The organism is Streptomyces sp. NPDC057900 (assembly GCF_042887885.1).
GTDB lineage: Bacteria > Actinomycetota > Actinomycetes > Streptomycetales > Streptomycetaceae > Streptomyces.
Map to the genome: position 1 here is coordinate 166,312 of NZ_JBHVOI010000001.1, position 23,253 is coordinate 189,564.

Sequence of the window (23,253 nt, forward strand, 5' to 3'; positions counted from 1 at the left end):
CGGCAGCGGCAGGGCGTGATGGCGGCGGACAGCTGCGGGCACACGTACCCGCGGCCGGCACGCCACGAGGGTGTGCCGGCCGCGGGCCGGGTCGTGTCCGGTGCGAGGACCGGAGCTACTTCTTGGCGGACGCCTTACCGGCGCTGCCGTTGATGACGAACTGTGAGCCGGGTTCGACCACGACGTCGCCGTCGGCCGAGCCGCTGATGGTCACACCGGACAGAGTCGCGCTGCCCCTGGCCCCTCCCATGGCCAGGATTCCCGACCCGTTGACGGAATTGTCGATATGGACGTTCGAGATCTTCGCGCCGGGCACGGACCCGCCGCCCGACTTGAACTGGATCCCGTCGTAGGTCGAGTCATGGATGTCGGTGTCCCGGATCGTGACACCCGGTATGTCCTGACCGGACGCGAACAGCGTGATGGCGCCGAACTCCTGGGCCTCGCCCCAGAACGCCCCGCCGGTACGGAAGAGCTCGTTGTTGGCGATCAGCGTCTCCCCGGAGAACGGCAGCGGATCGTGGTCCGTCGCCAGCATGATGCCGGGGTAGTTCATGGTGTCGGAGACGATGTTGTTCTCGATCGTGTTGCCGTAACCGCCGTAGACCGCGATGCCGTTGGCACGCCAGGGCAGCTGGATCGTGTTGTTGCGGAAGTGGTTGTCGTGGCCGACGTCCACCGACGGGTTCTTCACGTACTTGCTCGACCACACGGCGAGCGAGTCGTCTCCGGTGTTCCTGAACGAGGAGTTGAACACCGTCGAGTTGCGGGTCCCGTTGGCGAAGTTGATGCCGTCCGCGTAGGTGTTGCGAATCCGCATGCCGGTGAACTCGACACCGTCACCGGGTCCCCAGAGGTCCGGGATGTTGTCGTAGTCGCGGCCGACCCACACGCCGACGTTCGCGTGCTCCAGCCACACATTGGTGATCTTGGTGTCCTTGCCGAACCGGCCGTTGAGGCCGACGCCGCCCTCGGCGTTGCCGTCACCGCCCCGGATGGTGCCGGAGCCGAAGATCGCGATGTCCGAGATCTTGGTGTTGTCGTCGATGTCGAACCCGAAGTTCCCCTCGTGCGGGTGGTTGATGCCGCCCGCGTCCTGCGGCGCGGTCAGCGTGTACAGCTGCGAGTGCCACATCCCGGCGCCCCGGATCGTGACGTCGCTGATGCCCACCTGGTTGTACTGACCCCGGTTCAGCGGGTCGTCGGTGAGGATCTTCTGCTCCTGGCGCCACTGCCCCGGCGGAATCCACACACAGCCGATCTCACCGTTCTGGTTCGCCGTCACGGCCCGCTGGATGGCGTCCGCGTCGTCGATCCCGTCGTTCGGGACGGCTCCGTAGGTGGTGATCGAGGTGCATCCGGCCGGCTGTGCGATCGCCGGTGCCACCTGCTCCAGGTCGACGAGGTCGATGATGTAGAAGGACGCCGAGTCACCCGCGTCGCGCTGGAGCCGGAACTTCGTACCCGCCGGGTAGGTCTGGCCCAGCAGCGCGTTGGACTCGTCGAACAGCCGGCGGGCATCACCGCCCGGCCGGTTGGTCAGACCCTCCGGGCTGTCCGTGTCGCCGTAGAGCCAGCTGTGCTTGGAGGAGAGGGTCAGCTTGCGGGCGAAGGTGCCATTGACGTAGAGGCTGATCGTGGCCTCCGCCCCTCCGCCGGCCGGGGCGTCGGGGACGGAGTTGCGGACCACGATCGAATTGGACGGGACGGTCGAGGTGACCTCGACGTACTCACCGGTGGAGTCGAGCCGTACGGACTGGCGGCCGGAGGACTCGGTCGCGAAGTTCGTGTGGCCGAAGGTGCGCTTCTTGTCGGAGGTCAGCAACGTGCCCCGGTAGTCGCCCTTCTCCGCCTCGTACTCGGTGTACGGAACCGCGGCGCCCCGGCCGACGACGATGGCGCGGGAGTAGACGTTGTTGTTCTCGTTCGTCTCGGCGACCGCGCCGGTCGCGTCCGCGGTCGCGGTCAGGTTCGCGCCACCGCTCTTCGCGGTCCAGCTCCCGCTGATCGGCACGGTGACCGTGGCTCCGGCGGGGATCGCGCCGGTCGTACCGTTCAGGGTGGTGCTCTCGACGAGAAGACGCGTGACTGTCGACGCGCTCACCGCGGTGGTTCCCCGGTTGTGTACGGACACGGTGAACGTGACGGCGGAGCCCACAGCGGGGTTCGCCGGGCTGGAGGTGATGCCGACGACCTCCAGGTCGGGGCCGGGGCTCTGCGAGACCACGAGCTTCGACGCGGCGGTACGGCTGTTGTTGGTGTTGTCCTGCTCGATGACCGTGTCGGTCGGGTCGACCACGGCCGAGACGCTGTACGTCCCCATCGGCCGCTTGCCGACATCGACGGACACGGTGTCCGACGCACCGGCGGCAAGGGCGCTCACCGGCGCGCTGCCGGCCACCACTCCTTCCAGGCTGACATCGACCGTCGTCGCGGCGGCCGGCGCCGTACCCGTGTTGCGTACGGTGGCGGTCACGGTGACGTCGTCGCTCTCGGAGGGCGAGGCGGGCGACCACTTCACTTCGGAGACGGTCAGGTCCGGGTTGGGCGCGGCGGTGCCGACGACCTGTATCTCGGCGACCTGGGCACCGGGAGCGCCGGTGTTGGAGAAGAACTTGAGCTGGACGTCCGCGTACCGGCCGGTCACCGGGATCGTCACCGTGTTCTCGTTGCCGGTCGGGCTGAACGCGTAGTCGGCCCGGTCCTTCAGCGAGGTGAAGCCGGTGGCGGACTGGGAGCGGCCGAGGATCTGGAGACCCTGGGTGCGCGCCGCCCAGGCCTGGTCGGGCGAGAGCTTGACGACGACGGCTTCGAGATCGGCGTCGGCGCCGAGCTTCACCGTGAGCGTCGCGGGGTAGCCGTTCGACTCCCAGTACGTGCCGGTCCTGTCGTCATTGGCGTTGGCCGCCACGAAGTTCTGCGTGGCCGAGGAGGCCTCGATCGGCTTGTTCAGCGCCAGGTTGGAACCGACGGTCACCGGTGGGCCGGGGTCGTCGCCCCCGTCCTCTCCGTAGACCTCCACCTGGGAGAGCTGTGCGGCGTTCCAGCCGGTGTTGGCCGTCACCTGCACCCGGATGTAGCGCGTCTGCTTCGCGGTGAGGCCGATGGTGACGGTGTTGCCCGCCGACGGTGTGAACACCCGGGCGGCCGACGCCGACAGCGTGCTGAAGCTGCTGCCGTCGCCGCTGCCCTGGACGGCGAGCGTCTGGGTCCGCGCCTCCCAGGTGTTCGGCAGCTTCAGCACCACCTGGTCGACGTCGAACCGGGCCCCGAGGTCGATCCGCACCCACTGCGGGAACGTCCCCGGGCTCTCCCAGTACGTCTGCTGGCTGCCGTCGGTGACGTTCGACGCCACGTAGGCACCGTTCGAAGCGCTGGCCGTCGCCTGCTTACCGAGAGCGAGGTCGGGACCCGGCACGGCCGCAGAGGCCGTGACCGGCAGGATCCCGACCGTCATCAGTGCGGCTGTCACCGCGCCGATGAGGAGCCGCCATCTGAATTGCTTCCATCTCATGCTGTCCTCTGTTCCGTGGGGCCGCGGGACCGGGAGGGCATACGACGACGCGTCACCGACCGCACGACGCGTGGTGCGTCATGCGGTCGGTCAGGGCCGGGGTGTGGACTGCCGGTGCACCGATGGAGGGACGATCAGGTACGCCGGCAGAGGGGAGAGCGAGCCGCCTGCCGGGAAACTCACGCTCATTGCCTAGTATTTTGAGTGATCTGGTCAATTTTTTGCGGTGTTGAGGTGACAGGTTTCTAGCAGGTCACGCTTTTGTCAACGGTTCTCGCCACCCCTTCCACCGACAGGCCCTGTCCTTGCGATGCCGGGGCGGAGTGGCAGGGGTGCGCCGACTCCCGTCCCGACCAGCGGAGTCAGGCCTGGCCCCTCCTCCAGCGGCGAGTGTCAGGAGAACTACGGGAAGCGGGACTTGGGACTCGGCAGGAGAGTGATCGTCGACGTTGCGGCCCTCCGGGCGGTGCACCACAATGCCGGTATGACGGGTGAACTCAGGCCGACCGGCGACTCCTCCGGATCCAGCGCAAGGCCCGACATGCGGGCGTCCGACCGGGACCGGGACCAGGTCGTGGAGATCCTCCAGATCGCCGCGGGCGACGGCCGGCTCACCGCCGCCGAGCTGGACGAACGCCTGGACGCGGCACTGTCCGCCCGCACCGCCGGCGAGCTGGCCCGGCTGACGGCCGACCTGCCCTCGGAGGGGATGCCTCCGCAGGCCAAGGATCTGGTCCGGATCGACCAGCGGTTCGGCGATGTCTCACGCACCGGACGCTGGCTGGTTCCGCGCCGGATGGAGATCCGCCTGATGTTCTGCGACGCGAAGCTCGACTTCACCGACGCGCTGATCACGCACAGCACCCTGCACATCGATGTCGACCTGCGGATCGGGGGAAACCTGACCCTGGTGACCAGGCCCGGGATCGTGGTCGATGCCGACGGCCTGGAACGCAGCAGTGGCGACATCAAGATCCGCCCGGCGTCGGAGGCCGACGTTCCCACCGCCCTGCGCGTGCTCGTGGCCGGACAGTCCCGGGGCGGCGACTTCACCGCCCGACCCCCGCGGCGGAAGCTCTCGGAGCGGCTGCGCCGCACACCCGGCAGGCTCGGCAGCTGAGCCGGGCCTTGGCCGCTGCCGCTCTCCCGATTGATTGAAACCGTTCAATCGACGAACTCACCTATTCGGCAACGCACATGAATGACGCGTGCCCGATCAAGGCCCCGTCGAGAAACTCGCTGCACGCTCATTGACCCACACCCCGTGCGCCTCTACGTTCAGCTACGTCCACTCTGTGAATCGATTCATCACTTCTCTGTGAGGGGCCGCATTGATCAGCAGGCGGAACATCCTGACGAGCGCCGCTGCCACGGTGGGCGCCGTGGCGGCCGGAGTCGTACCGGCCGCGGCAGCTCCGGCGCCGGTGCCGGTGCCGGCCAAGGCACCTGTGCGGCGCGGTGCGCCACGTGTCACCGCGCCGACCGTCGAGTACGTGTCGCACCCCCTGGGGCTCGACGCGCGACACCCACGGCTCAGCTGGCCGGTCGCCTCGGACGAGCCGGACGTCCGGCAGAGCGCCTATCAGCTCCGGGTCGCGTCCAGCGCGTCCCGGCTGTCGCACCCGGACATCTGGGACAGCGGAAAGGTGCTGTCCGGCGAGTCCGTCCTCGTCCCCTACGCGGGGCCGGGGCTCAAGCCTCGGACTCGCTACTTCTGGTCCGTGCGGGTGTGGGACACGGCCGGTGGGGAGTCCGGCTGGAGCGCGCCCTCGTGGTGGGAGACCGGCCTCATGGACCCCGCCGAGTGGTCCGCCGCATGGGTGTCCGCTCCCCCGGCCCTCACCGACGCGCCCTCGCTGGAGAACAGCTCCTGGATCTGGTTCCCCGAGGGGGACCCGGCCAACAGCGTCCCTGAGGGCACCCGTTGGTTCCGTCACACGGTCGATCTCGCGGACGGGATCACCGCGGCGACCCTCGCCATCAGCGCGGACAACGTGTACACGGTCTCGGTGAACGGCACCGAAGTGGCGCGCACGGAACTCGCGACCGACAACGACGGCTGGCGCCGTCCCGCGGTGATCGACGTCCTGGCGCAGCTGCGCACCGGCACGAACGTCCTCGCGGTGTCGGCGGCCAACGCGAGCGAAGGGGCCGCCGGTCTGATCGCCGTGCTCGCCCTGCGCACCGCGTCCGGCGAGCAGAGCATCGTCACCGACGCCTCCTGGAAGTCGACGGACGAGGAGCCCGCCGAAGGCTGGCGCGGGCCCGGCTTCGACGACAGCGGCTGGCCGGCGGCGAAGGTGGCCGCCGCGTGGGGAGCCGGACCGTGGGGCAAGGTCGTTCCCGCCCTGTTCGCGGCCAACCAGCTGCGGCACGGGTTCGAGCTGCCGCGCAAGAAGATCGCACGGGCGCGGCTGTACGCGACGGCTCTCGGCCTGTACGAGGCCCATCTCAACGGCCGCCGGGTGGGACGCGATCAGCTCGCTCCCGGCTGGACGGACTACCGCGAGCGCGTCCAGTACCAGACGTACGACGTCACCGAGCTCCTGCGGCCCGGTGCGAACGCCATCGGCGCGTATGTGGCGCCGGGATGGTATACGGGCAACGTCGGCATGTTCGGGCCTCATCAGTACGGCGAACGCCCGGCCCTGCTTGCGCAGTTGGAGATCGAGTTCACGGACGGCACGAAGAAGCGGATCACGTCGGGCACGGACTGGCGGGCCGCCGCCGGACCGATCCTCTCCGCCGACCTCCTCGGCGGGGAGACGTACGACGCGCGCAAGGAGACCCCCGGCTGGACCTCGCCGGGCTTCGACGACCGCACCTGGTCCGAGGTCAGCGGCGCGGGCGAGGACGCGCCCCGCCTGGTCGTCGCGCAACTGGACGGCCCGGTACGGGTGGCGAAGGAGCTTCCCGCCAGGAAGGTGACCGAGCCCTCGCCCGGCGTCTTCGTCTACGACCTGGGCCAGAACATGGTCGGCTCGGTGCGGCTGCGGCTGTCGGGCGACGCGGGCACGACGGTGCGGCTGCGCCATGCCGAGGTCCTCAATCCCGACGGCACGGTCTACACCGCGAATCTCCGCAGCGCCGCGGCGACCGACACCTATGTCCTCAAGGGCGGCCGCTCCGAGACGTACGAACCCCGCTTCACCTTCCACGGGTTCCGCTATGTCGAGGTGACCGGACTGCCCGTCGCTCCCCCGGCCAGTGCGCTGACCGGTCGCGTGATGCACACGTCCGCCCCGTTCACCTTCGAGTTCGAGACCGACGTCCCCATGCTCAACAAGCTGCACAGCAACATCACCTGGGGCCAGCGCGGCAACTTCCTCTCCATCCCCACGGACACGCCCGCACGCGACGAGCGTCTGGGGTGGACGGGCGACATCAACGTCTTCGCGCCGACGGCCGCGTACACGATGGAGTCGGCCCGCTTCCTCACCAAGTGGCTCGTCGACCTGCGCGACGCCCAGACCGCGGAGGGCTCCTTCACCGACGTGGCGCCCATTGTCGGCAACGTCGGGAACGGCGCGGCCGGCTGGGGCGACGCGGGCGTCACCGTCCCGTGGTCGCTGTACCGGGCGTACGGGGACCGGCAGGTCCTCAAGGACGCCTGGCCGTCGATCCGGGCCTGGCTGGCGTACCTGGAGAAGAACAGCGACGGCCTGCTGCGGCCGGCCGCCGGTTACGGCGACTGGCTGAACGTCTCCGACGAGACGCCGAAGGACGTCATCGCCACCGCGTACTTCGCGCACAGTGCCGACCTGGCGGCCCGGACGGCGACGGAGCTGGGCGAGGATCCGGCACCGTTCGTCGACCTCTTCACCCGGATACGCACGGCGTTCCAGGCCGCGTACGTCACCCCGGAGGGGCGGGTGAAGGGCGACACCCAGACGGCGTACGTCCTCTCCCTGTCGATGGACCTGCTGCCCGACTCCCTGCGCACGGCGGCGGCGGACCGGCTCGTCGCACTGATCGAGGCCAAGGACTGGCACCTGTCGACGGGCTTCCTCGGTACGCCCAGGCTGCTGCCCGTCCTCACCGACACCGGGCACACCGATGTCGCCTACCGCCTGCTCCAGCAGCGCTCCTTCCCCAGCTGGGGCTACCAGATCGACAAGGGCTCCACCACCATGTGGGAGCGATGGGACTCCATCCAGCCGGACGGCGGATTCCAGACCCCGGACATGAACTCCTTCAACCACTACGCCTACGGTTCGGTCGGTGAGTGGATGTACACGAACATCGCGGGCATCGCGGCGGGCCGGCCCGGCTTCCGCGAGATCGTCATCCGGCCCCGGCCGGGCGGCGACGTCACATCCGCCCGCGCCACGTTCGCCTCGGTCTACGGACCCGTCTCCACCCGGTGGAAACTGCGCTCGGGCTCCATCGATCTGCGCTGCACCGTGCCTCCCAACACGACCGCGGAGGTGTGGGTCCCCTCGGACGCCCCGGACTCGGTCACCCACACCCACGCCACGTTCCTGCGCGAGGAGGAGGGCTGCGCGGTGTACCGGGTCGGCTCCGGGAGCCATCACTTCACCGGCTAGGACACCCTGTCAGCGGGACTCCGTCGTAAGGTAGTTGTCCCATACATCTCATAGAGGGAGACAGTCGTATGCCGATCCCGCTCGGTCTTGGCCTTCCGCAGATGAAGCAGTACGACATCGGCCGCGACGTGCCCGACGTGGCAAGGGCCGCAGAAGCGGCCGGCTACGAGAGTCTGTGGGTCTTCGAGCGGGTTCTGTTTCCCGAACCGGCCACCCAAGGCCTTTACGGAGTACCGGGCCTGGCCTGGCCGGACCACTACCGGGGCGTCGCGGATCCGTTGATCACCATGACGCTCGCCGCCTCGGCCACCGACCGCGCCCGGCTCGGCACCAGCGTTCTCGTCGCGCCGCTCCACATCCCCTTCCAGCTGGCCCGCTCGCTCGCCTCGCTGGACGCCGCCAGCGGTGGCCGGGTGGTCGCGGGGCTGGGGACGGGCTGGTCCCTGGACGAGTACGCCGCCGCGTCCGTCGCTCCCTTCGAGCAGCGCGGCGCGGTGCTGGACGAGCTGCTGGACGTGTTCGCGGCCGTCTGGGGGCCTGACCCCGTCTCGTACGAGGGGACCCTGACCACGATCGCCCCGTCCGTGGTGGGGCCGAAGCCCGCCCGCCCGATCCCGGTCCTCCTCGCGGCGAGCGGCCCCCGGGCCGTTCGCCGGCTGGTCGACCGGGCGGACGGCTGGATGCCCGTGGCCATGGGGGCGTCGGCCTTGGCCGAGCAGTGGCAGCGGGTGCAGGACGCCGCCGCCGAGCGTGGTCGGGAGCGGCCGCTCGCCGTCTGCGCCCGCGCGAACGCGCGGTACAGCGCCAAGCCGGTGGAGGGCGACGACCGGCAGCCGTTCCAGGGAAGTGTGGCGCAGATCGTCGAGGACCTGGTGGCACACGCCGCCACCGGCGTCACGGAGATCATGCTGGACCTCCAGGGCACCACGCGTGACGCCACGGAGCTCATCGACGTGGCGACCGAGGTGTACGAGGCGGCGCGGGCAGCGGGGGTCTGAGCCCGTCCGTCCGGGGCTCGTTGTCGTACCCCCGTGGCAGGGTTTTCTGAGGGCGCCGGACCGGGCGTCCTCAGCACACTGCCGGAATCCGGCTGCCCGAATCCCGCCCTGGGATCGCGCAGCCGGATTCACCCGGCCGAACGCGGTCGACCGGACGCGGTCCGACGGCCGCCGAAGGAGCGCACGATGTCGGGCACCGACGAACCCCGTACCTCCCTGGCCGCTGTCGCGGCTTTGCTCGCTCCGGCCCATGGGGCTGTCGCCGCACGGGTGCTTCACGCCCACGACGACCCGGCGGGCTACGTACGCGACCACGCCGACACGCTGGCGGACCGGGGCATCGAGGGGCCCGTTCCCGGCCTCGCGTGGATAGCGCTCGTCGACGCGCTGTCCGAGCACCGGTTGCTGGCGGAGCTGGACTGGAAGGAGGACTCCCACGAGATCCGGTCCCGGCTGCGTGGGCTCGCCTCCCGGCCGTCTGTGGACCCCTGGGTACTGGTCGGGGCGGATGTCATGGGTCTGCCGACCCATGACTTCCTGGAAGCGTGCGGCCGGTGTTTCCGCGACGTCGGAGCGGCGCTCGCCGTTCTCGACATCGAGTCCGACTGCTATCCGGTGGTGTGCCTGCGGGCCGCGCGGGTGGAGGAGCTGGCCTCGCTCGCTGCCCGCGCGGGCTTCACCGCACGGGGTTTCGGCGTCTGACCGCCGTGTCGGGCCGTAGCCGATCCGGGGGCTTCACCGGCCGGACGGGCGTATCAGGCCGGTCTCGTAGGCGAACACCGCGGCCTGGGTCCTGTCCCGGAGTCCCAGCTTGACCAGGATGCGGCCGACGTGGGTCTTGACCGTCTGTTCCGCGACCACCAGGTGCACGGCTATCTCGGCGTTGGAGAGTCCCTGCGCGATGAGCGCCAGGACCTCGGTCTCGCGTTCCGTCAGGTCGCCCGCCCGGCCCCGCTCCGGGATGCGGAGTGTCCGGGTGACGCGGGAGAACTCCGCGATCACGCGCTTGGTGATGCTCGGGGCGAGGAGGGCGTCACCGGCGGCCACCACCCGGACGGCCTCCGCGAGTTCGGCCGCGGAGGCGTCCTTGAGGAGGAATCCGGAGGCACCCGCGCGCAGGGCCTCGTACACGTACTCGTCCAGGTCGAATGTGGTCAGGACGAGGACCTTCACCGTGGACCCGGCGGGTTCCGTGATGCGGCGCGTGGCCTCGATGCCGCCGACGCCGGGCATGCGGATGTCCATCAGCACCACGTCCGGGGCGAGTTCGGCGACCTTGGCCACGGCGTCCAGGCCGTCGACCGCCTGACCGACCACCTCGATATCCGGCTCGGCGTCGAGCAGGACCGTGAACCCCTGGCGGACCATCATCTGGTCGTCGGCGATGATCACGCGGATGCTCATACGGGTTCCTCCAGGGAAAGTGCGGGTTCCTCCAGGGGAAGTATCGCCACGACCTCGTAACCGCCTTCGGGAGTGGCCCCGTTGGCGAAGTCCCCGCCCAGCATGGCAGTGCGTTCCCGCATGCCGAGCAGCCCGTGGCCGATGGCGCGCGGGGGCGGGGCCGGGTCTTCCGGCGCCGTGTTGGTGATGCGGACGGCGAGGCAGCCGGGCCGGTAGGCGATCTTGACGTGCACCGCCGTCCCGGGCGCGTGCCGGATGGCGTTGCTGAGGGATTCCTGGACGATCCGGAACGCGGAGAGATCGACGCCGGGCGGGAGGGGCCGCGGTGTGCCGGTGAGCTCGGTCGTGGCCCTGAGGCCTGCCCCTCGCACGTTGTCGAGCAGTTCGGGCAGGCGGTCGAGGGTGGGCTGGGGGCTGTGTCGCGCCTCGGCGGACAGCGTGTCCTCCGAGCGGAGGACGCCCAGGACGCGTCGCAGTTCGGTGAGTGCGTCGACGGCGTTCTCACGGATACCCGCGAGGTTCTCCTTGAGCTCGTCGGAGGGGTGCTCCACGAGGTGCGGGGCGACCTGCGCCTGGATGGAGATCACCGACATGTGATGGGCGACCACGTCGTGGAGTTCGCGGGCGATGCGGTTGCGCTCCTCCAGGAGGGTGCGGCGGCTGCGCTCCTGCTCCGTGCGTTCTTCCTGAACCACGAGTTCGGTGCGGGCGACCTGACGGCCACGCAGCGCCACACCGACCACGACGGCCGCGACGAGGACGGCCACGGCGACCCGTGTGTCGACTGTCGGACGCACGAAGTCGGCGGGGTTGCAGACCAGCCCCGCCAGCACGCAGAGGACGAGGGCCTCGACACCGACCCTGGGCCGCAGTCGCAGCGCCATCACCAGCAGCACCCCCGCCTGCGCGACGGTTCCGGACACGGTCCAGGGAATCGAGCCGTCGCCGTCCTGGGGCCGCGCGGTCAGCGCGACCACGATCATGACGGTGGTCACCGCCCACCAGGCCGGCACCGGTCGGTACAGGGCGGCGATGAATGCCACGGACTGCAGTACGCCGAGGAGTACGGCGCTGCGGTTGTCCATTCCGTACTGCGCCACGAGCGTGTTGATGCTGAAGACCGCGAGCGGCACCGTGCACACCACGAGCGGCAGCAGGAAGGCGGGGAGCCAGTCGTGCAGCGAGGGCCGGTCCGGCCGGGGCGGAGGATCGACGGCAGTGGTCCACAGATCGTGGACGAGGCTGCGCGGGAGGGCTCTCAGACGCTCCGTCAGCTGCGCCCCGGCTCCCGCCCATAGCCTGTGCATGGCTGTCACTCTAGGCACGGTGTGTCTCGCAAGCACTAGTGGGTCGTCCTTCCCGCACCACCGTGGTCCGTCCCCGCCGGCGCTGTTCGTACGTTCTGAACGCCGCCCAGCACGCCGTCAGCGCGACGGCGAAGACCGGCAGCCACAGGAGCCGGGCGATGATCCACTGCGCCCCGTCCGGGCGGGTGTGCAGCCCGGGCAGGGTGCGTCCGGTGAGGAGCCCGGTCGCGGTGACCGCGAGCATCGCCGTCTGGTGCCAGAGGAAGACGGTCATGGCGCTGAGGTTGACCAGCGCCACCGCCGCCCAGGCGGCAGGCCTCACGAGGATCCGCCGCAGTGGCCCCGACAGGAGCAGTGCCGCCCCGCACTGAGCCAGTCCGAAGGTGACGGCGGCCAGGGTCGGCGGGTCGAGGTTGGAGATGCCCGCGCCCGGTACGCCGACCATGGAGGCGGGGTATCCGGCGAGGAGGACCAGCAGCGCGGTGGCGGTCGCGCCGCCGATGAGCAGGGTCCAGCCGGTCGTACGCGACCGCAGTTCCCCACGGGCCCAGGCGGTTCCGAGGCAGTACGGCACCAGCCAGCCCGCGGCCACGTTGATCCAGCCGAGCCGGGCGGGGCCGTCGAGTCCCAGCCTGATGATGTCGACGTGGATGACCACGACGACGGGCCACAGCGGGTGGAGGCGGGCGACGAGCGGGGTCAGCGCGGTGAGCCCGGCGAAGACCAGCAGGAACCACAGGGGTGAGAGCACCAGTTTGAGCAGGGCGTGCAGATTGTCGTAGCCGACTCCGGAGACGAACATCGTGCCGGCCGTCACGGTCCAGACCACCAGCAGCGCCGCGACCGGCCGGAACAGCCGGGCGGTCCTGGCGCCGAGCCAGTGACCGTAGGTGGCGCCACGGGCGCGGGACGACTCATAGCTCTTGGCCGCCACCTCACCGCCCACCAGGAAGAACACCGCGAGGGTCTGGAACACCCAGGAGACCGGGGCGAGTTCGGGTGTCCGCTGGAGCGGGCTCGCGGCGTGGACGCTGCCGCTGTCGACGACCATGGCGGTCACCAGCCAGTGGCCGAGCACGACTCCGAGGATGGCGAGGGCACGCAGCGCGTCGACAGCCCGGTCGCGGTGGGACGGGGTCGCGGCTTCGATCCGCTCGATGAGCTCACGCATGCCGGCTCCCCCCGGAGGGCTCGGTGCCCGAGACGATGCGGGCGATGTTCTTCAACGACCGGGAGCCGGGCTTGAGATAGTCGCTGTGCCCGCCAGTTCCCGCGTCGAAGACGCGGGCGCCGAACCCCGGTGACACGGGGTCCGCTCCGAAGCCGATCGAGACGAAGGGGAGGCGGAGCCGGGTGTGCGGAACGTCCGCCACCCAGTCCGCCGTTGCCCTGCCCGCCCAGACGGTGGCACGGGTGTGCAGGGCACGGACGTCGCCGGCACCCGTGCCGGGGCTGGCGTAGAGGACGAGGGCGGCCACTCCCCGCAGGCCGGGCGCGGCTCGGGCGCATACGACCGAGCCGTAGGAGTGGCAGAGCAGGGAGATCCTGGCGGCCGGCCTGACCGTGTGCAGTTCGTCCGCGAACCGGGTCAGCCCGGGTGCCGCCGTGTCGGCCCGTCCGGTGGTGAGCGCCGCCGGGCTCACCGTGGCCGGTGTCCGGTAGCCGAGCCATGCGACGACGGCGGCCTTCGGCCCCAACTCCCTTCGCAGGGCGGTGGAGTCGTTCCTCAGTCGCCAGTACCGGTCGAGGTTGGTATCGGCGCCGGGCACCAGTACGGCGATCCGCTCGGCCCGCGTCAGATCTCCGAACACCTCGGCTGTGCGGCCGCCGTCGCGGCCGTCGAAGAGGAGGAAGTGGCGACGGGGGTCCGCCATCCCGCGCAGCGCGGCGGCCCGCTTCCGGTCCCCGTGACGCGCGGCCATGCGCCCGGCGGCCAGGACGCCGTCGCGGGTGGCGGCGTACCGGGCGTCGAGGGTGCCCCGAGCGGCGTCCCGCAGCGGGGGGAGCGGCGCCGGGGCGGGTGCCGGGACCGCCGCGGGGCTGGAGGCTCCGGACACGGGGGCGGCGACCGAGGCGGCGATGAGCGCGGCCAGCAGGGTGCGGCGCAGCCGGCTGTTGCGGAGGCGGACGGGCATGGGGGCTGGGGTCCTTCCGTACCGGATGCGTGAATCGCATCCGGTACGAAGTTATGGACCGCGCCCTGTCGTCGGCGTCCCTCCCGGGACCGCACCTGTCACGTAGCTCCCAAGTACTACGGGTCTCCGGAAGGTTGACCGGCGCTCAGGGAGCCTTCGGCGGGCCGCTGTACGCGCACGGGCCGGCCGGAGAGCGAAGGCTTGGGGCCGGTGGAGCTCGGGCCGGCCTGACGCGCGCGGGCTTCCGGGGGGCCCGCTGTCAGCCCTGGAGGGCGGCGAGTTCGCGCACCGTCGCCATGTCGCTGAACGGGATCAGCTGTTCGCCGACGATCTGGTACGGCTCGCTGCCCTTGCCCGCCACCAGCACGATGTCGTCGGGGCCCGCGCTCTCCAGGGCGAAGGCGATCGCGGAGCGCCGGTCCGCGCGGCGTTCGAACCTGGTTCCGGTGGCCTCCAGGCCCGGAACGATCTGGTCCATGATCGCTTCGGGGTCCTCGTTCCTGGGGTTGTCCGAGGTCAGGACGCAGAGGTCGGAGCGGGTTCCGGCGATCTCGCCCATCCGGGCCCGCTTGGTGACGTCCCGGTCTCCGCCGCAGCCGAAGACCGTGATGACCCGGCCGCCCCGCGAGAAGTCCCGGACCGCGCCGAGGACCTTGTCCAGGGAGTCCGGCGAGTGGGCGTAGTCCACGATCACCGCGGTGCCGCGCGGCGTCTCGAAGCGCTCCAGCCGGCCGGGGACGGGTGGCATCCGGTCGAGTGCGGCCACCAGTCCGGCCAGATCGTGGCCCAGGAGGTGACAGGCGGCCACCGAGGCCAGTGCGTTGGACACGGAGAACCGTCCGGGGACGGGGATCGCGGCCGGGTACTTGCTGCCCTCGTGGTGGAGGGTGAAGCGGGTGCCGAAGGCGTTCATGCTCAGGTCCGTGGCCCGGTAGTCGGCCTCGGCGTCGATGCCGTACGTGGTGACCCTGCCCGGCATCGTCGGGGCGATGGCGGCGCCCACCGGGTCGTCCGCGTTGACCACGGCCCTCTCGCAAAGCCCCTGGAAGAGGCGGAGTTTGGCGTCGCGGTAGTTCTCCATGGTGCCGTGGTCGTCCAGGTGGTCCTGGGTGAGGTTGGTGAAGATGCCCACGTCGAGGAAGCCGCGGTCCACCCGGTGGTGCAGGAGACCCATCGAGGTGGCCTCCAGCACGACCGTGCCGACCTCGTGGTCGCGCATGTGCCCCAGGAGGTACTGGAAGTCCGGTGACTCAGGTGTGGTGAGGACGGAGCGCGGCATCGGGATGAGCTCGTCACCGATCCGGCTGCCGGCGGTGCCGATCACGCCGACCCGCGCGCCCTCGGCGATCCTGAGTACGGACTCGACCATGTACGAGACCGAGGTCTTCCCGTTGGTACCGGTGACGGCCACCATGTCCATGCTCCGGCCGGGCTCTCCGTGGTAGCGGGAGGTGACCACCGCGGCCGCCGTACGCGTGTCCGCCACCCGCACCACGCACGCGCCGCCGGGGGACGCCCGCACCGCCGCCAAAATGTCCGGCCCCTCGTTGCCCACCAACACCGCCACGGCACCCCGCGCGAGTGCCGGGCCGACGGCCTCCGGGCCGCCTTCGCGGTGGCCGGGAACGGCGATGTAGAGCGAACCCGGTGTCACGCGGTGGGCGTCGAAGCAGGCTCCGGCGGTGATCGGGGTCTCCGGGTCACCGAGGAGTACCTCGTGATCGTGCCCGGCCAGCAACTCCCTCAGATTCATGCGGGGTCCTCTCGAAGATGCGGCTGGGCCCCCGGCGGGCGCCGCCGGGGTTGCCGACGGAGCTCCTCGGGAGCCGCGCATGGTGTGGGATGCCGCTGTGTACGCAGCGAAAGCGGTGGAAGAGCTCCGTGGGCGGAGTGGGCGGGCGCGGCCGGAAGCGGAACGACGGCGCGGCGCGGGGCCGGCGGTGGTTCCTGGTCAGCCGTGACCGTGCAGGGCGCGGCAGCGCGCCTGGTTGGCTGCGGGGCACAGCGGGTGAGGTGCCTGTCGCAGGCACTCCCTCACCGCATCCATGTGACCCATGAGTGGAGTGTACGTCCTGGGGACGGCGCGGGATCACCGTCGTCGTGACGGCCTGGAGCAGGGGGCGCTCCGGTGGGGCGCGGGCAGGGCTCCGGCCAACTTTCGCACGCGAAGGGCCTGTCGCGCGGAGTGGGCACTCCGCGCGACAGGCCCCCGGTACCCGGCGTGGTACTCGGGCCGGGTGGAACGTCAGGTCGCGCTGGACATCAGGCCGTGTGGAGCGTCAGCCCGTACCGGTTCAGGATCTCGTTGATCGGCTGGTGCCAGGTCTCGCCACCCGAGCTGCAGTCGCCCCAGCCGCCCGAGGTGACTCCCTGCGCCTGGTCGCCGCTGATGAAGGAGCCGCCCGAGTCGCCCGGCTCCGCGCACACGCTGGTCTTGGTCATCTCGTAGACGGCGCCCTGGCTGTAGTTCACCGTGTCGTTGGTGGCCAGTACGTTGCCGCAGTGCCAGTGGGAGGTGGAACCGGAGCGGCATATCGAGGCGCCGACGGGAGCGACGGCGGAGCCGCGTACGAGCTGGTCGGAGACGGTGCCCCAGCCGATGACCACGGGGACGGTCCACCAGCCGTTGCCGACGCTCACCCAGGCGTAGTCGTCACCGGGGAACGACGACCCCTGGAAGTTGCCGATGGCGGAGCCGTCCCAGCCGCTGACGGACGCACCCGCCTGTCCGCAGTGTCCGGCGGTGACGAAGCCGCCGATGACGGAGAAGCCGATGGAGCACCGTACGTTGCCGGTGTAGTACGGGTCGCCGCCCACGGTCCCGGCGGCGAAGGTCCGCGGTGCCCGGGCGGTCTGTTCCACGACGACCGGTCCGGCGTCGCGGGCCTTCTCGACGAACGTGCGGACATCGTTGTCATCCTGCGCGGAGGCGACGACGTTCACGACGACCTTGTTGGCCTTCGGGTCGACGTGCCAGCTGCTGACCCCGGCGGGCGCGTCGAACGTGTCGATCCGTGCCTTGACGGCGTCCAGCTGGCGCGCGGTGTGGGTGACCAGGCGGACGTCGGCACCGGTCGCCCGCACGGCCGCCCGCTGCTTCGCGCTGGTGACGGCCACTGTGAGGCTGCCCGTCGACGGATCGAACCAGGAGCCGCCGTAGGTGTCTCCGGCGGCGCGCTCCGCCTTTCCCTGGATGGCGGTCGCCGTCTTCTCCGCGGACAGCCTCGCCTTCGCCTGGCTCTCTGTCAGCCCGAAGTCCTTCTGCATGGCGGTGAGCAGTCCGGCGGACGCCGGGAGTGCGTCGGAACCGGCGCGGGAGGCGGTGGCGGGGGTGTCGGCGGCGGAGGCGGAGGGGAAGCCCGCGCCCGCCCAGGCTCCGACGAGGAGCACGGCGGACAGTGCGGTTCTCAGAGCTGTGATGCGTCTCAAGGCATTGGCCCTTCTGTTGTTCCGGCGAAGTGGGGGAGGAACAGCAGGCGTCCGGGAGGCGTCTCGTCTGAGAGCGCTCTCAGAGTGTGCCGTTCCGGACTGTAGCCCAGAGTTGTTTACAGGTCCATGCCAATGCACGAGTGGCGCCGGACGACTCCGTCCGTATCGTCCGGCGCTTCGGGACATACCCACGCCGTCGTGGTGGCACCGGATCCACGGGGCGAGCCCGTGAACCCGGTGCGGGAGTGCGGCGGGTTACGGGAGGGGCAGGGGCCGGTAGTCGAAGCCCCGCCACAGCGCGCGGACCGTCCCGCTGTCCGACCAGTGGGCGGGGGCCGGCGCTCTGCCGGTATCCGTCGTCTCCCAGGTCCGGACCGGACCGTCGGCGGCGAGCGGCTCCCAGCCCGGTTCGCCGTTGGTGGCGAATCCGGCCCAGGCGGCGGCCATCCGCTCCGAGAGGTGATGGTCGGCGGCCGTCGGGGCGCCGCCGATCAGGAACCGGACGCTCTCCTTGTCGAGGTTCCCGAAGGCGAACGGGACGTCCGCGCAGTGCCAGGCGTAGGCCACCGGCTGCGATCCGCCGCGCTGCCGCGCGAAGCGCGAGAGGAAGGTGCGCCCGCCCGCCCGTGCGTGGGCGTCGGCGAACCGGCTGCTGTACTCGCCGAACATCAGGTCCCCGTACAGGGCGAGATGGACGTCGCCCACGGGGGCTTCCGGCATGAGCGCCCGGTAGCCGCGCGTCAACGGATCCGGAAGTCCGAAGTCCGCCGCGAATCGGCTCAGTTGTGGCTCTGTAGTGACCTTCGCACTGCTGCCGACCGCGTCCAGCAGCCAGTACTCCTGGGTGGTGTGGCAGACGAGCAGGTCGATGCCGCGGGCCGCCCCGCCGGCCAGGAGGGCGAGCGGGTCGCCGCGCAGCCACACGCCGTCGGCGACCGGGCCGTAGATGACCGGGTCCCAGTGGTGCCGTCCGGAGTGCGGGTCCTGCCGGTATCCGTCCAGGACGGCGTCGGATGCTCGCACCAGCGCCTGCGGCGAGGCGGCCGTCAGCCCGGCGGCCGTCGCGGGGACGCCCGCCTCTGCGGCCACCTTCTCCATGAGGTGCTCCGCGAGCTGAGGTGAGTAGCAGGGGCCGACCACGCTGTGCGCTATCGCTCGCCGGAACAACCCGCGTGCGCTGTCCATCGCCATCAGGCAGGCCACCGACGCGGCTCCGGAGGACTGCCCTGCCACGGTGACGTTGTCCGGATCCCCGCCGAAGGCGGCGATCTCGCGGCGCACCCATGTCAGGGCGGCGATCTGGTCGAGCAGCCCGCGGTTGGGCGGGCAGGGGTCGGGGCCGTCGGCAGGAACATGGCCGAAGCCCTCGAACCCGAGGCGGTAGTTGAGGGTGACCACGACCAGCCCGGCGCGGGCGAGCGCGGCGCCGTCGAAGTCCGGCTGGGCACCGGAACCGAAGGTGTAGGCGCCCCCGTGGATCCAGACGAGCACCGGCAGCCGGGCCCCGGCTACGGCGTTCCCGGACGCCGGGGTCCAGATATTGAGGCTGAGGATGTCCTCGTCGCCGGGCGACCAGCCCGGTGCGTCCGGCAGCTGCGCGGACTGCGGCGCGACGGGTCCGAAGTCCACGCAGTCACGGATGCCCGCCCAGGGGCCGCGGGGTCGCGGCGCCCGGAACCGGCCCGCCCCGAAGGGCGGCTCGGCGTACGGGATGCCGAGGACGGCGACGACATCCCGGTCCGGGTCTCTTCCCCGCACCGGGCCGCAGGTCGTTTCGAAAACACTTGTCAACGTCGCTCAGCCGTCCTTCACTCCCCCGCCCCAGCCGGGCGCGGGGATCAGGATGGCAGAGTTGTCGATCACCGCGCGACCGATTTCACCGTCGCCCGCGATGCCGGAGTACTGGATCAGCGGGCCTGGCTGATCGCCGTACGGAGCATCGCCACGGTCGTCGCGGCCGCCGCGCGTTCCGCGTCGTCGCTCGTCGCACGGACCCGCTCCTCAAGCAGCACCACGGCCGCCTGGAGCACGCCGACCCGCACCGGAACGCTCTGCATCGCCGTGAGGACCGCCGCGGCCTGTTCGGCCGGGGTCGCGGTCGCGGCCTGCGGGATGAGAGTGGAGATACCGCGCCCGAGCGCACGGTCACGAGGCGGCTGAGCCGCGGCTGTGGTCACCGCAGAAGTCTGCCGCACGGGGCGGCCCGAACGGGTCAGCGACCTGGCCGCCGCGCCCGGTACCGTCCCGGACGCCTTCTCGGCGCGGGTGCGCCGATCAGGCGGGCGGGCCGCCGAGATCGAAGACGAGGCGTCCGGACACCTGCCCCTTGAGGACTTCGCCGATCGCGGAGTTGATGTCCGCCAGATCCCGGCTCTCGCGGACCACACGGGTGCGGCCGAGCCGGTGCAGCTGGAAGACTTCGGTCAGGTCCTGACGGGTTCCGACGATCGAGCCGATGACCTTCGTACCGTTCAGCACCGTGTCGAAGACCGGGAGTTCGAGCTTGCCCTCCGCGGGAAGGGCCACCAGGACGAGGGTGCCGCCCCTGCGCAGCGCGCTGTAGGCCGCGCCGAACGACTCGTTGCTCACCGCGAGGGAGATCGCCGCGTCGGCGCCGCCGAGCCGGCGGGTCTCCTCCGCGACGTCCTGGACGCGGGCGTCGATGACGTGATCGGCGCCCAGCTCCCGGGCCAGAGCCAGCTTCTCGTCGGTGACGTCGACGGCGACGGTCTCGGCGCCGAAGATCCGCGCGTACTGAAGGGCGAGGTGCCCCAGTCCGCCGATACCGGAGACGAGGGCGCGGGTGCCGGGGCGCGCGCCGGAGAGCTTGACCGCCTTGTAGGTGGTGACACCCGCGCAGGTCAGGGGCGCCGCGTCCAGCGGGTCGATGCCGTCGGGCACAGGCACGACGTAGTTCCCGTGGGCGAGGGCGTACTCGGCGTGGCTGCCGTCGACCGAGTAGCCGCTGTTCTCCTGCGCCAGACAGAGCGTCTCCCACCCGGAGACGCAGTGGTCGCAGTGTCCGCACGCCTCGCCGAGCCAGGGGATGGCCACCCGGTCGCCCACCGCGAGATGGGTGACCTGGTCGCCGGCCGCCTCGACGATGCCGATCCCCTCATGGCCGGGGACGAAGGGCGGACTCGGTCTGACCGGCCAGTCCCCCTGGGCCGCGTGGATGTCGGTGTGGCAGAGCCCGGAAGCCTCCATGCGGACCAGGACCTGGTGTCCGGCCGGGGTGGGGACCGGCCGGTCCTCGACGACGAGGGGCTCGGTGAAGCTGCGGACGACGGCGGCCCTCATGCGTACTCCTCCGCTTCGGTGCGGTGTGCCTGCCCGGCACGCGAAGACGCGCCGCGAGCACACAAGCCTCGTAACAGAGTATTTCGGATGGCCGGATCTCGCCCCTTGTCGCCGTCGGCCGAGCCGCTACCCCTTCGCCCAGGTGCGCATCGCCGCCCGCGAGGAGAAGTCCGCGACGTCCTTGTCCAGGGGGTGATCGGTGTACTGATGAATACGCCAGGAGGCCTTGATGCGGGGCTTGCCCGCCGTGACGTAGTCCGCGATCCACAGACCGTCCCCGGCGTACGACGTGGTGTCGTGGTTCAGCCAGAAGTAGCGATTGCAGTACAGCAGGACCCGGTGGTGCGGCCGCAGCCGTTTGACCTCGCGGATGAACTGGTCCTTCTCTGCGTTGCTGGCGCGGGTTCCCTCACCGTTCTCCTCCCAGTCGACGGCCAGCAGTTCCCCCGCCTTCTCCGGTGCCTTGCTCAGGAAGTACGCCGCCTGCGCCGCGATATTCCCGGGCCACAGGAAGTGGTAGAAGCCGACCACACATTCCGCGTCGCGTGCGCGTTTGGTCTGCTCGGCCAGATGCGGGTTGACGTACGAGCGCCCCTCAGTGGCCTTGATGAAGACAAAGTCCAGACCGTCCGTATCGATGGACGACTGATGGGAACTGACGTCGACACCGTGGAGCATGGGCACCGCCTTCAAGTGGTCCGGGTGATTCCGCTTTCTCATCCGTTAACTGCCCGCGACTTACGCGTCCCATCCGCCGGTGGGGTAGAGGAATCGTTTCTCCGTCACCCGGAATAGCCCCGGGCCGGACGGGGTTGGTGAACCGGCAGGAGCCATTTCACGCAACGCGGGCACCAATTCAGGCAGCGCGGGCACCATCGGAGGTCGGACCATGAAGATCGGCATCATTGGCGCGGGAAACATCGGCGGCAATCTCACCAGGCGGCTGGCGGCACTGGGCCATGAGGTGTCCGTCGCCAACTCACGCGGCCCGGAGACACTCGCCGAGCTGGCCCAGGAGACCGGCGCCACCGCGGTCACCGCGGCGGAGGCCGCCCGGGACGCCCGGGTCGTGGTCGTGACCGTGCCGCTCAAGGCCGTCCCCGCGCTGCCCGCCGGATTCCTTGACGCCGCCGCGGAGGGGGTCGCGGTCATCGACACCGGCAACTACTACCCGCAGCGCGACGGCCGCATCGCCGCCATCGAGGAGGGCCTGCCGGAGAGCCGCTGGACGGAGACCCAGATCGGCCACTCCGTCGTGAAGGCCTTCAACGGGACGTACGCGCAGGACATCCTCAACCGGGGCCTGCCGGCCGGCACCGCCGGCCGGCAGGCTCTCCCGGTGGCCGGTGACGACGCGGCCGCCAAGGCGGCGGTCCGTGAGCTGATCGACGAACTGGGCTTCGACACCGTGGACGCCGGAGGGCTCGACACGTCGTGGCGCCAGCAGCCGGGGACGCCGGTGTACGGCGACCGGGGTGACGCGGCAGCCATCGAGAAGGCCCTGGCCGCGGCGTCCCCCGAGCGCACCGCCGAGTGGCGGGCCTGACACCGGACCCGGAGGACCGGGCCTGACGCCGGGCGCGGAGATCCTGACCTGACACCGGGTTCGGGGCCCGCCCCGGCGGTTCGGTCCGTCAGTCCTCGAAGGCGGTGCTGCGGCTGACCTTCTCCCAGGTCAGGACCTCGGCGCGGGAAGCGTCGAGGGCGCCGAGCACCGCGTCCGTGGCGTCGTTGCCGAGCGGCAGCCGGAGTGGGGTGTCCGGGGCGTCCAGGGCGGCGAGGATCGCTGTAGCCGCCTTGGCCGGGTCCCCCTCCTGCTTGCCGTCCGAGCCCGGGAGATCGGAACGGACCGGGCCCACGGTCGCCTCGTACGCGGGCAGCGCCGCCGACTGGTGCAGGGCGCCGCCCCCGGCGAACCCTGTCCGGAACGAGCCGGGCTCGACGATCAGCACCTTGATCCCGTGCGGGGCCACTTCGGCGGCAAGCGCCTCTGACAGGCCCTCCAGCGCGAACTTCGTGGCCGAATAGGCGCCGACACCGGGGAAGGTGAACCGGCCGCCCATGCTGCTCATCTGGACAATCGCGCCGGAGCCGTTGCGGCGCATGTGCGGCAGCACCGCGCGCACCAGCGCGGCCGGCCCGAAGAAGTGCAGGTCCATCAGATCACGCAGCTCGCGGTCGCTGGTCTCCTCCACGGCCCCGATCAACCCCATCCCCGCGTTGTTGACCACCACGTCGATCCGCCCGTACCAGAGCACGGCGTCCGCGACCACGTCCGCGATGCGCGCCGTGTCCGTGACGTCCAGCTGGACCGCGACGGCGCGGTCCGGGTGCGCGGCGACGAGGTCGTCGAGCGTCTTGGGCCTGCGGGCAGTGGCGACGACGGTGTCCCCGGCGGCGAGTGCGGCGGAGGCGATGGCGCGGCCGAATCCGGAGGAGGCGCCGGTGATCAGCCAGACCCGGCCCGGCGTCCCGTCGCCGGCAGCCGCGGCGTGTCCGGTGTTCGTACGGTGCTCGGCGTTCATGGCCAACTCCATCTGTTCTCGGGTTCGTTGCGGTGGTTCAGTTATGTCATCCGGCTCCCCCGGCGGTCCAAGACAGAGACCCGTCCGGCCGATA

At 70.9% G+C, this 23,253-nt stretch carries 17 protein-coding genes; 5 read left to right on the plus strand and 12 right to left on the minus strand.

The annotated features are described in order from the left end of the window. Positions 1 to 115 precede the first annotated feature (115 nt). Positions 116 to 3,514 (minus strand): CARDB domain-containing protein, encoded by a 3,399-nt coding sequence (locus ACFVQ0_RS00595; RefSeq protein ID WP_390083136.1) that lies wholly within the window; start codon positions 3,512 to 3,514, stop codon positions 116 to 118. A gap of 484 nt (positions 3,515 to 3,998) precedes the next feature. Here ACFVQ0_RS00595 and ACFVQ0_RS00600 point away from each other — a divergent pair, with 484 nt between their 5' ends. The 4 genes from ACFVQ0_RS00600 to ACFVQ0_RS00615 all read left to right on the plus strand — a co-directional run bounded on the left by ACFVQ0_RS00600 (position 3,999) and on the right by ACFVQ0_RS00615 (position 9,761). Beyond that, on the plus strand, positions 3,999 to 4,634 hold the full coding sequence (locus tag ACFVQ0_RS00600; RefSeq protein ID WP_390083138.1) for a DUF1707 domain-containing protein: 636 nt from the start codon (positions 3,999 to 4,001) through the stop codon (positions 4,632 to 4,634). 211 nt (positions 4,635 to 4,845) lie between these two features. Beyond that, on the plus strand, positions 4,846 to 8,061 hold the full coding sequence (locus ACFVQ0_RS00605) for an alpha-L-rhamnosidase (RefSeq protein WP_390083140.1): 3,216 nt from the start codon (positions 4,846 to 4,848) through the stop codon (positions 8,059 to 8,061). A 68-nt stretch (positions 8,062 to 8,129) separates the two neighbouring features. Next, positions 8,130 to 9,059, plus strand: a complete 930-nt coding sequence (locus ACFVQ0_RS00610) for an LLM class F420-dependent oxidoreductase (protein WP_390083142.1) — start codon at positions 8,130 to 8,132, stop codon at positions 9,057 to 9,059. Between the two features lie 186 nt (positions 9,060 to 9,245). Then, a complete protein-coding gene (locus tag ACFVQ0_RS00615; RefSeq protein ID WP_390083144.1) occupies positions 9,246 to 9,761 on the plus strand; it encodes a DUF6630 family protein in 516 nt (171 codons plus the stop codon). Positions 9,762 to 9,794: 33 nt separating this feature from the next. Here ACFVQ0_RS00615 and ACFVQ0_RS00620 read toward each other — a convergent pair whose 3' ends face one another. The 10 genes from ACFVQ0_RS00620 to ACFVQ0_RS00665 all read right to left on the minus strand — a co-directional run bounded on the left by ACFVQ0_RS00620 (position 9,795) and on the right by ACFVQ0_RS00665 (position 21,312). Then, positions 9,795 to 10,463: a response regulator gene (locus ACFVQ0_RS00620; protein WP_390083146.1), complete on the minus strand. Its 669-nt coding sequence runs from the start codon at positions 10,461 to 10,463 to the stop codon at positions 9,795 to 9,797. Beyond that, positions 10,460 to 11,770 carry a sensor histidine kinase gene (locus ACFVQ0_RS00625; protein WP_390083148.1) on the minus strand — a complete coding sequence of 437 codons (1,311 nt, stop codon included), beginning with the start codon at positions 11,768 to 11,770 and terminating at the stop codon, positions 10,460 to 10,462. Before ACFVQ0_RS00625 ends, ACFVQ0_RS00620 begins: the two co-directional genes overlap by 4 nt. A gap of 10 nt (positions 11,771 to 11,780) precedes the next feature. Further along, positions 11,781 to 12,941, minus strand: a complete 1,161-nt coding sequence (locus ACFVQ0_RS00630; protein ID WP_390083149.1) for an acyltransferase — start codon at positions 12,939 to 12,941, stop codon at positions 11,781 to 11,783. Beyond that, a complete protein-coding gene (locus ACFVQ0_RS00635) occupies positions 12,934 to 13,905 on the minus strand; it encodes an alpha/beta hydrolase (protein ID WP_390083151.1) in 972 nt (323 codons plus the stop codon). Before ACFVQ0_RS00635 ends, ACFVQ0_RS00630 begins: the two co-directional genes overlap by 8 nt. A gap of 259 nt (positions 13,906 to 14,164) precedes the next feature. Beyond that, entirely contained in the window at positions 14,165 to 15,658 is a 1,494-nt protein-coding gene (locus tag ACFVQ0_RS00640; RefSeq protein WP_390083153.1) for a UDP-N-acetylmuramoyl-L-alanyl-D-glutamate--2,6-diaminopimelate ligase, read from the minus strand. 509 nt (positions 15,659 to 16,167) lie between these two features. Next, entirely contained in the window at positions 16,168 to 17,316 is a 1,149-nt protein-coding gene (locus ACFVQ0_RS00645; RefSeq protein WP_390085313.1) for a S1 family peptidase, read from the minus strand. A gap of 273 nt (positions 17,317 to 17,589) precedes the next feature. Beyond that, entirely contained in the window at positions 17,590 to 19,125 is a 1,536-nt protein-coding gene (locus tag ACFVQ0_RS00650) for a carboxylesterase/lipase family protein (protein ID WP_390083155.1), read from the minus strand. 116 nt (positions 19,126 to 19,241) lie between these two features. Beyond that, positions 19,242 to 19,511 carry a hypothetical protein gene (locus tag ACFVQ0_RS00655; RefSeq protein WP_073733859.1) on the minus strand — a complete coding sequence of 90 codons (270 nt, stop codon included), beginning with the start codon at positions 19,509 to 19,511 and terminating at the stop codon, positions 19,242 to 19,244. Positions 19,512 to 19,608: 97 nt separating this feature from the next. Further along, positions 19,609 to 20,634 (minus strand): alcohol dehydrogenase AdhP, encoded by a 1,026-nt coding sequence (gene adhP / locus ACFVQ0_RS00660; protein WP_390083157.1) that lies wholly within the window; start codon positions 20,632 to 20,634, stop codon positions 19,609 to 19,611. 126 nt (positions 20,635 to 20,760) lie between these two features. Beyond that, on the minus strand, positions 20,761 to 21,312 hold the full coding sequence (locus tag ACFVQ0_RS00665; protein ID WP_390083159.1) for a glycoside hydrolase family 25 protein: 552 nt from the start codon (positions 21,310 to 21,312) through the stop codon (positions 20,761 to 20,763). Between the two features lie 211 nt (positions 21,313 to 21,523). On the opposite strand from ACFVQ0_RS00665, the gene ACFVQ0_RS00670 reads away from it, so the two are divergent. Beyond that, positions 21,524 to 22,180: an NADPH-dependent F420 reductase gene (locus tag ACFVQ0_RS00670; RefSeq protein ID WP_390083161.1), complete on the plus strand. Its 657-nt coding sequence runs from the start codon at positions 21,524 to 21,526 to the stop codon at positions 22,178 to 22,180. Positions 22,181 to 22,268: 88 nt separating this feature from the next. On the opposite strand, the gene ACFVQ0_RS00675 is transcribed toward ACFVQ0_RS00670, so the two are convergent. Next, positions 22,269 to 23,159 (minus strand): oxidoreductase, encoded by an 891-nt coding sequence (locus ACFVQ0_RS00675; RefSeq protein ID WP_390083163.1) that lies wholly within the window; start codon positions 23,157 to 23,159, stop codon positions 22,269 to 22,271. Between the last annotated feature and the right edge of the window lie 94 nt (positions 23,160 to 23,253).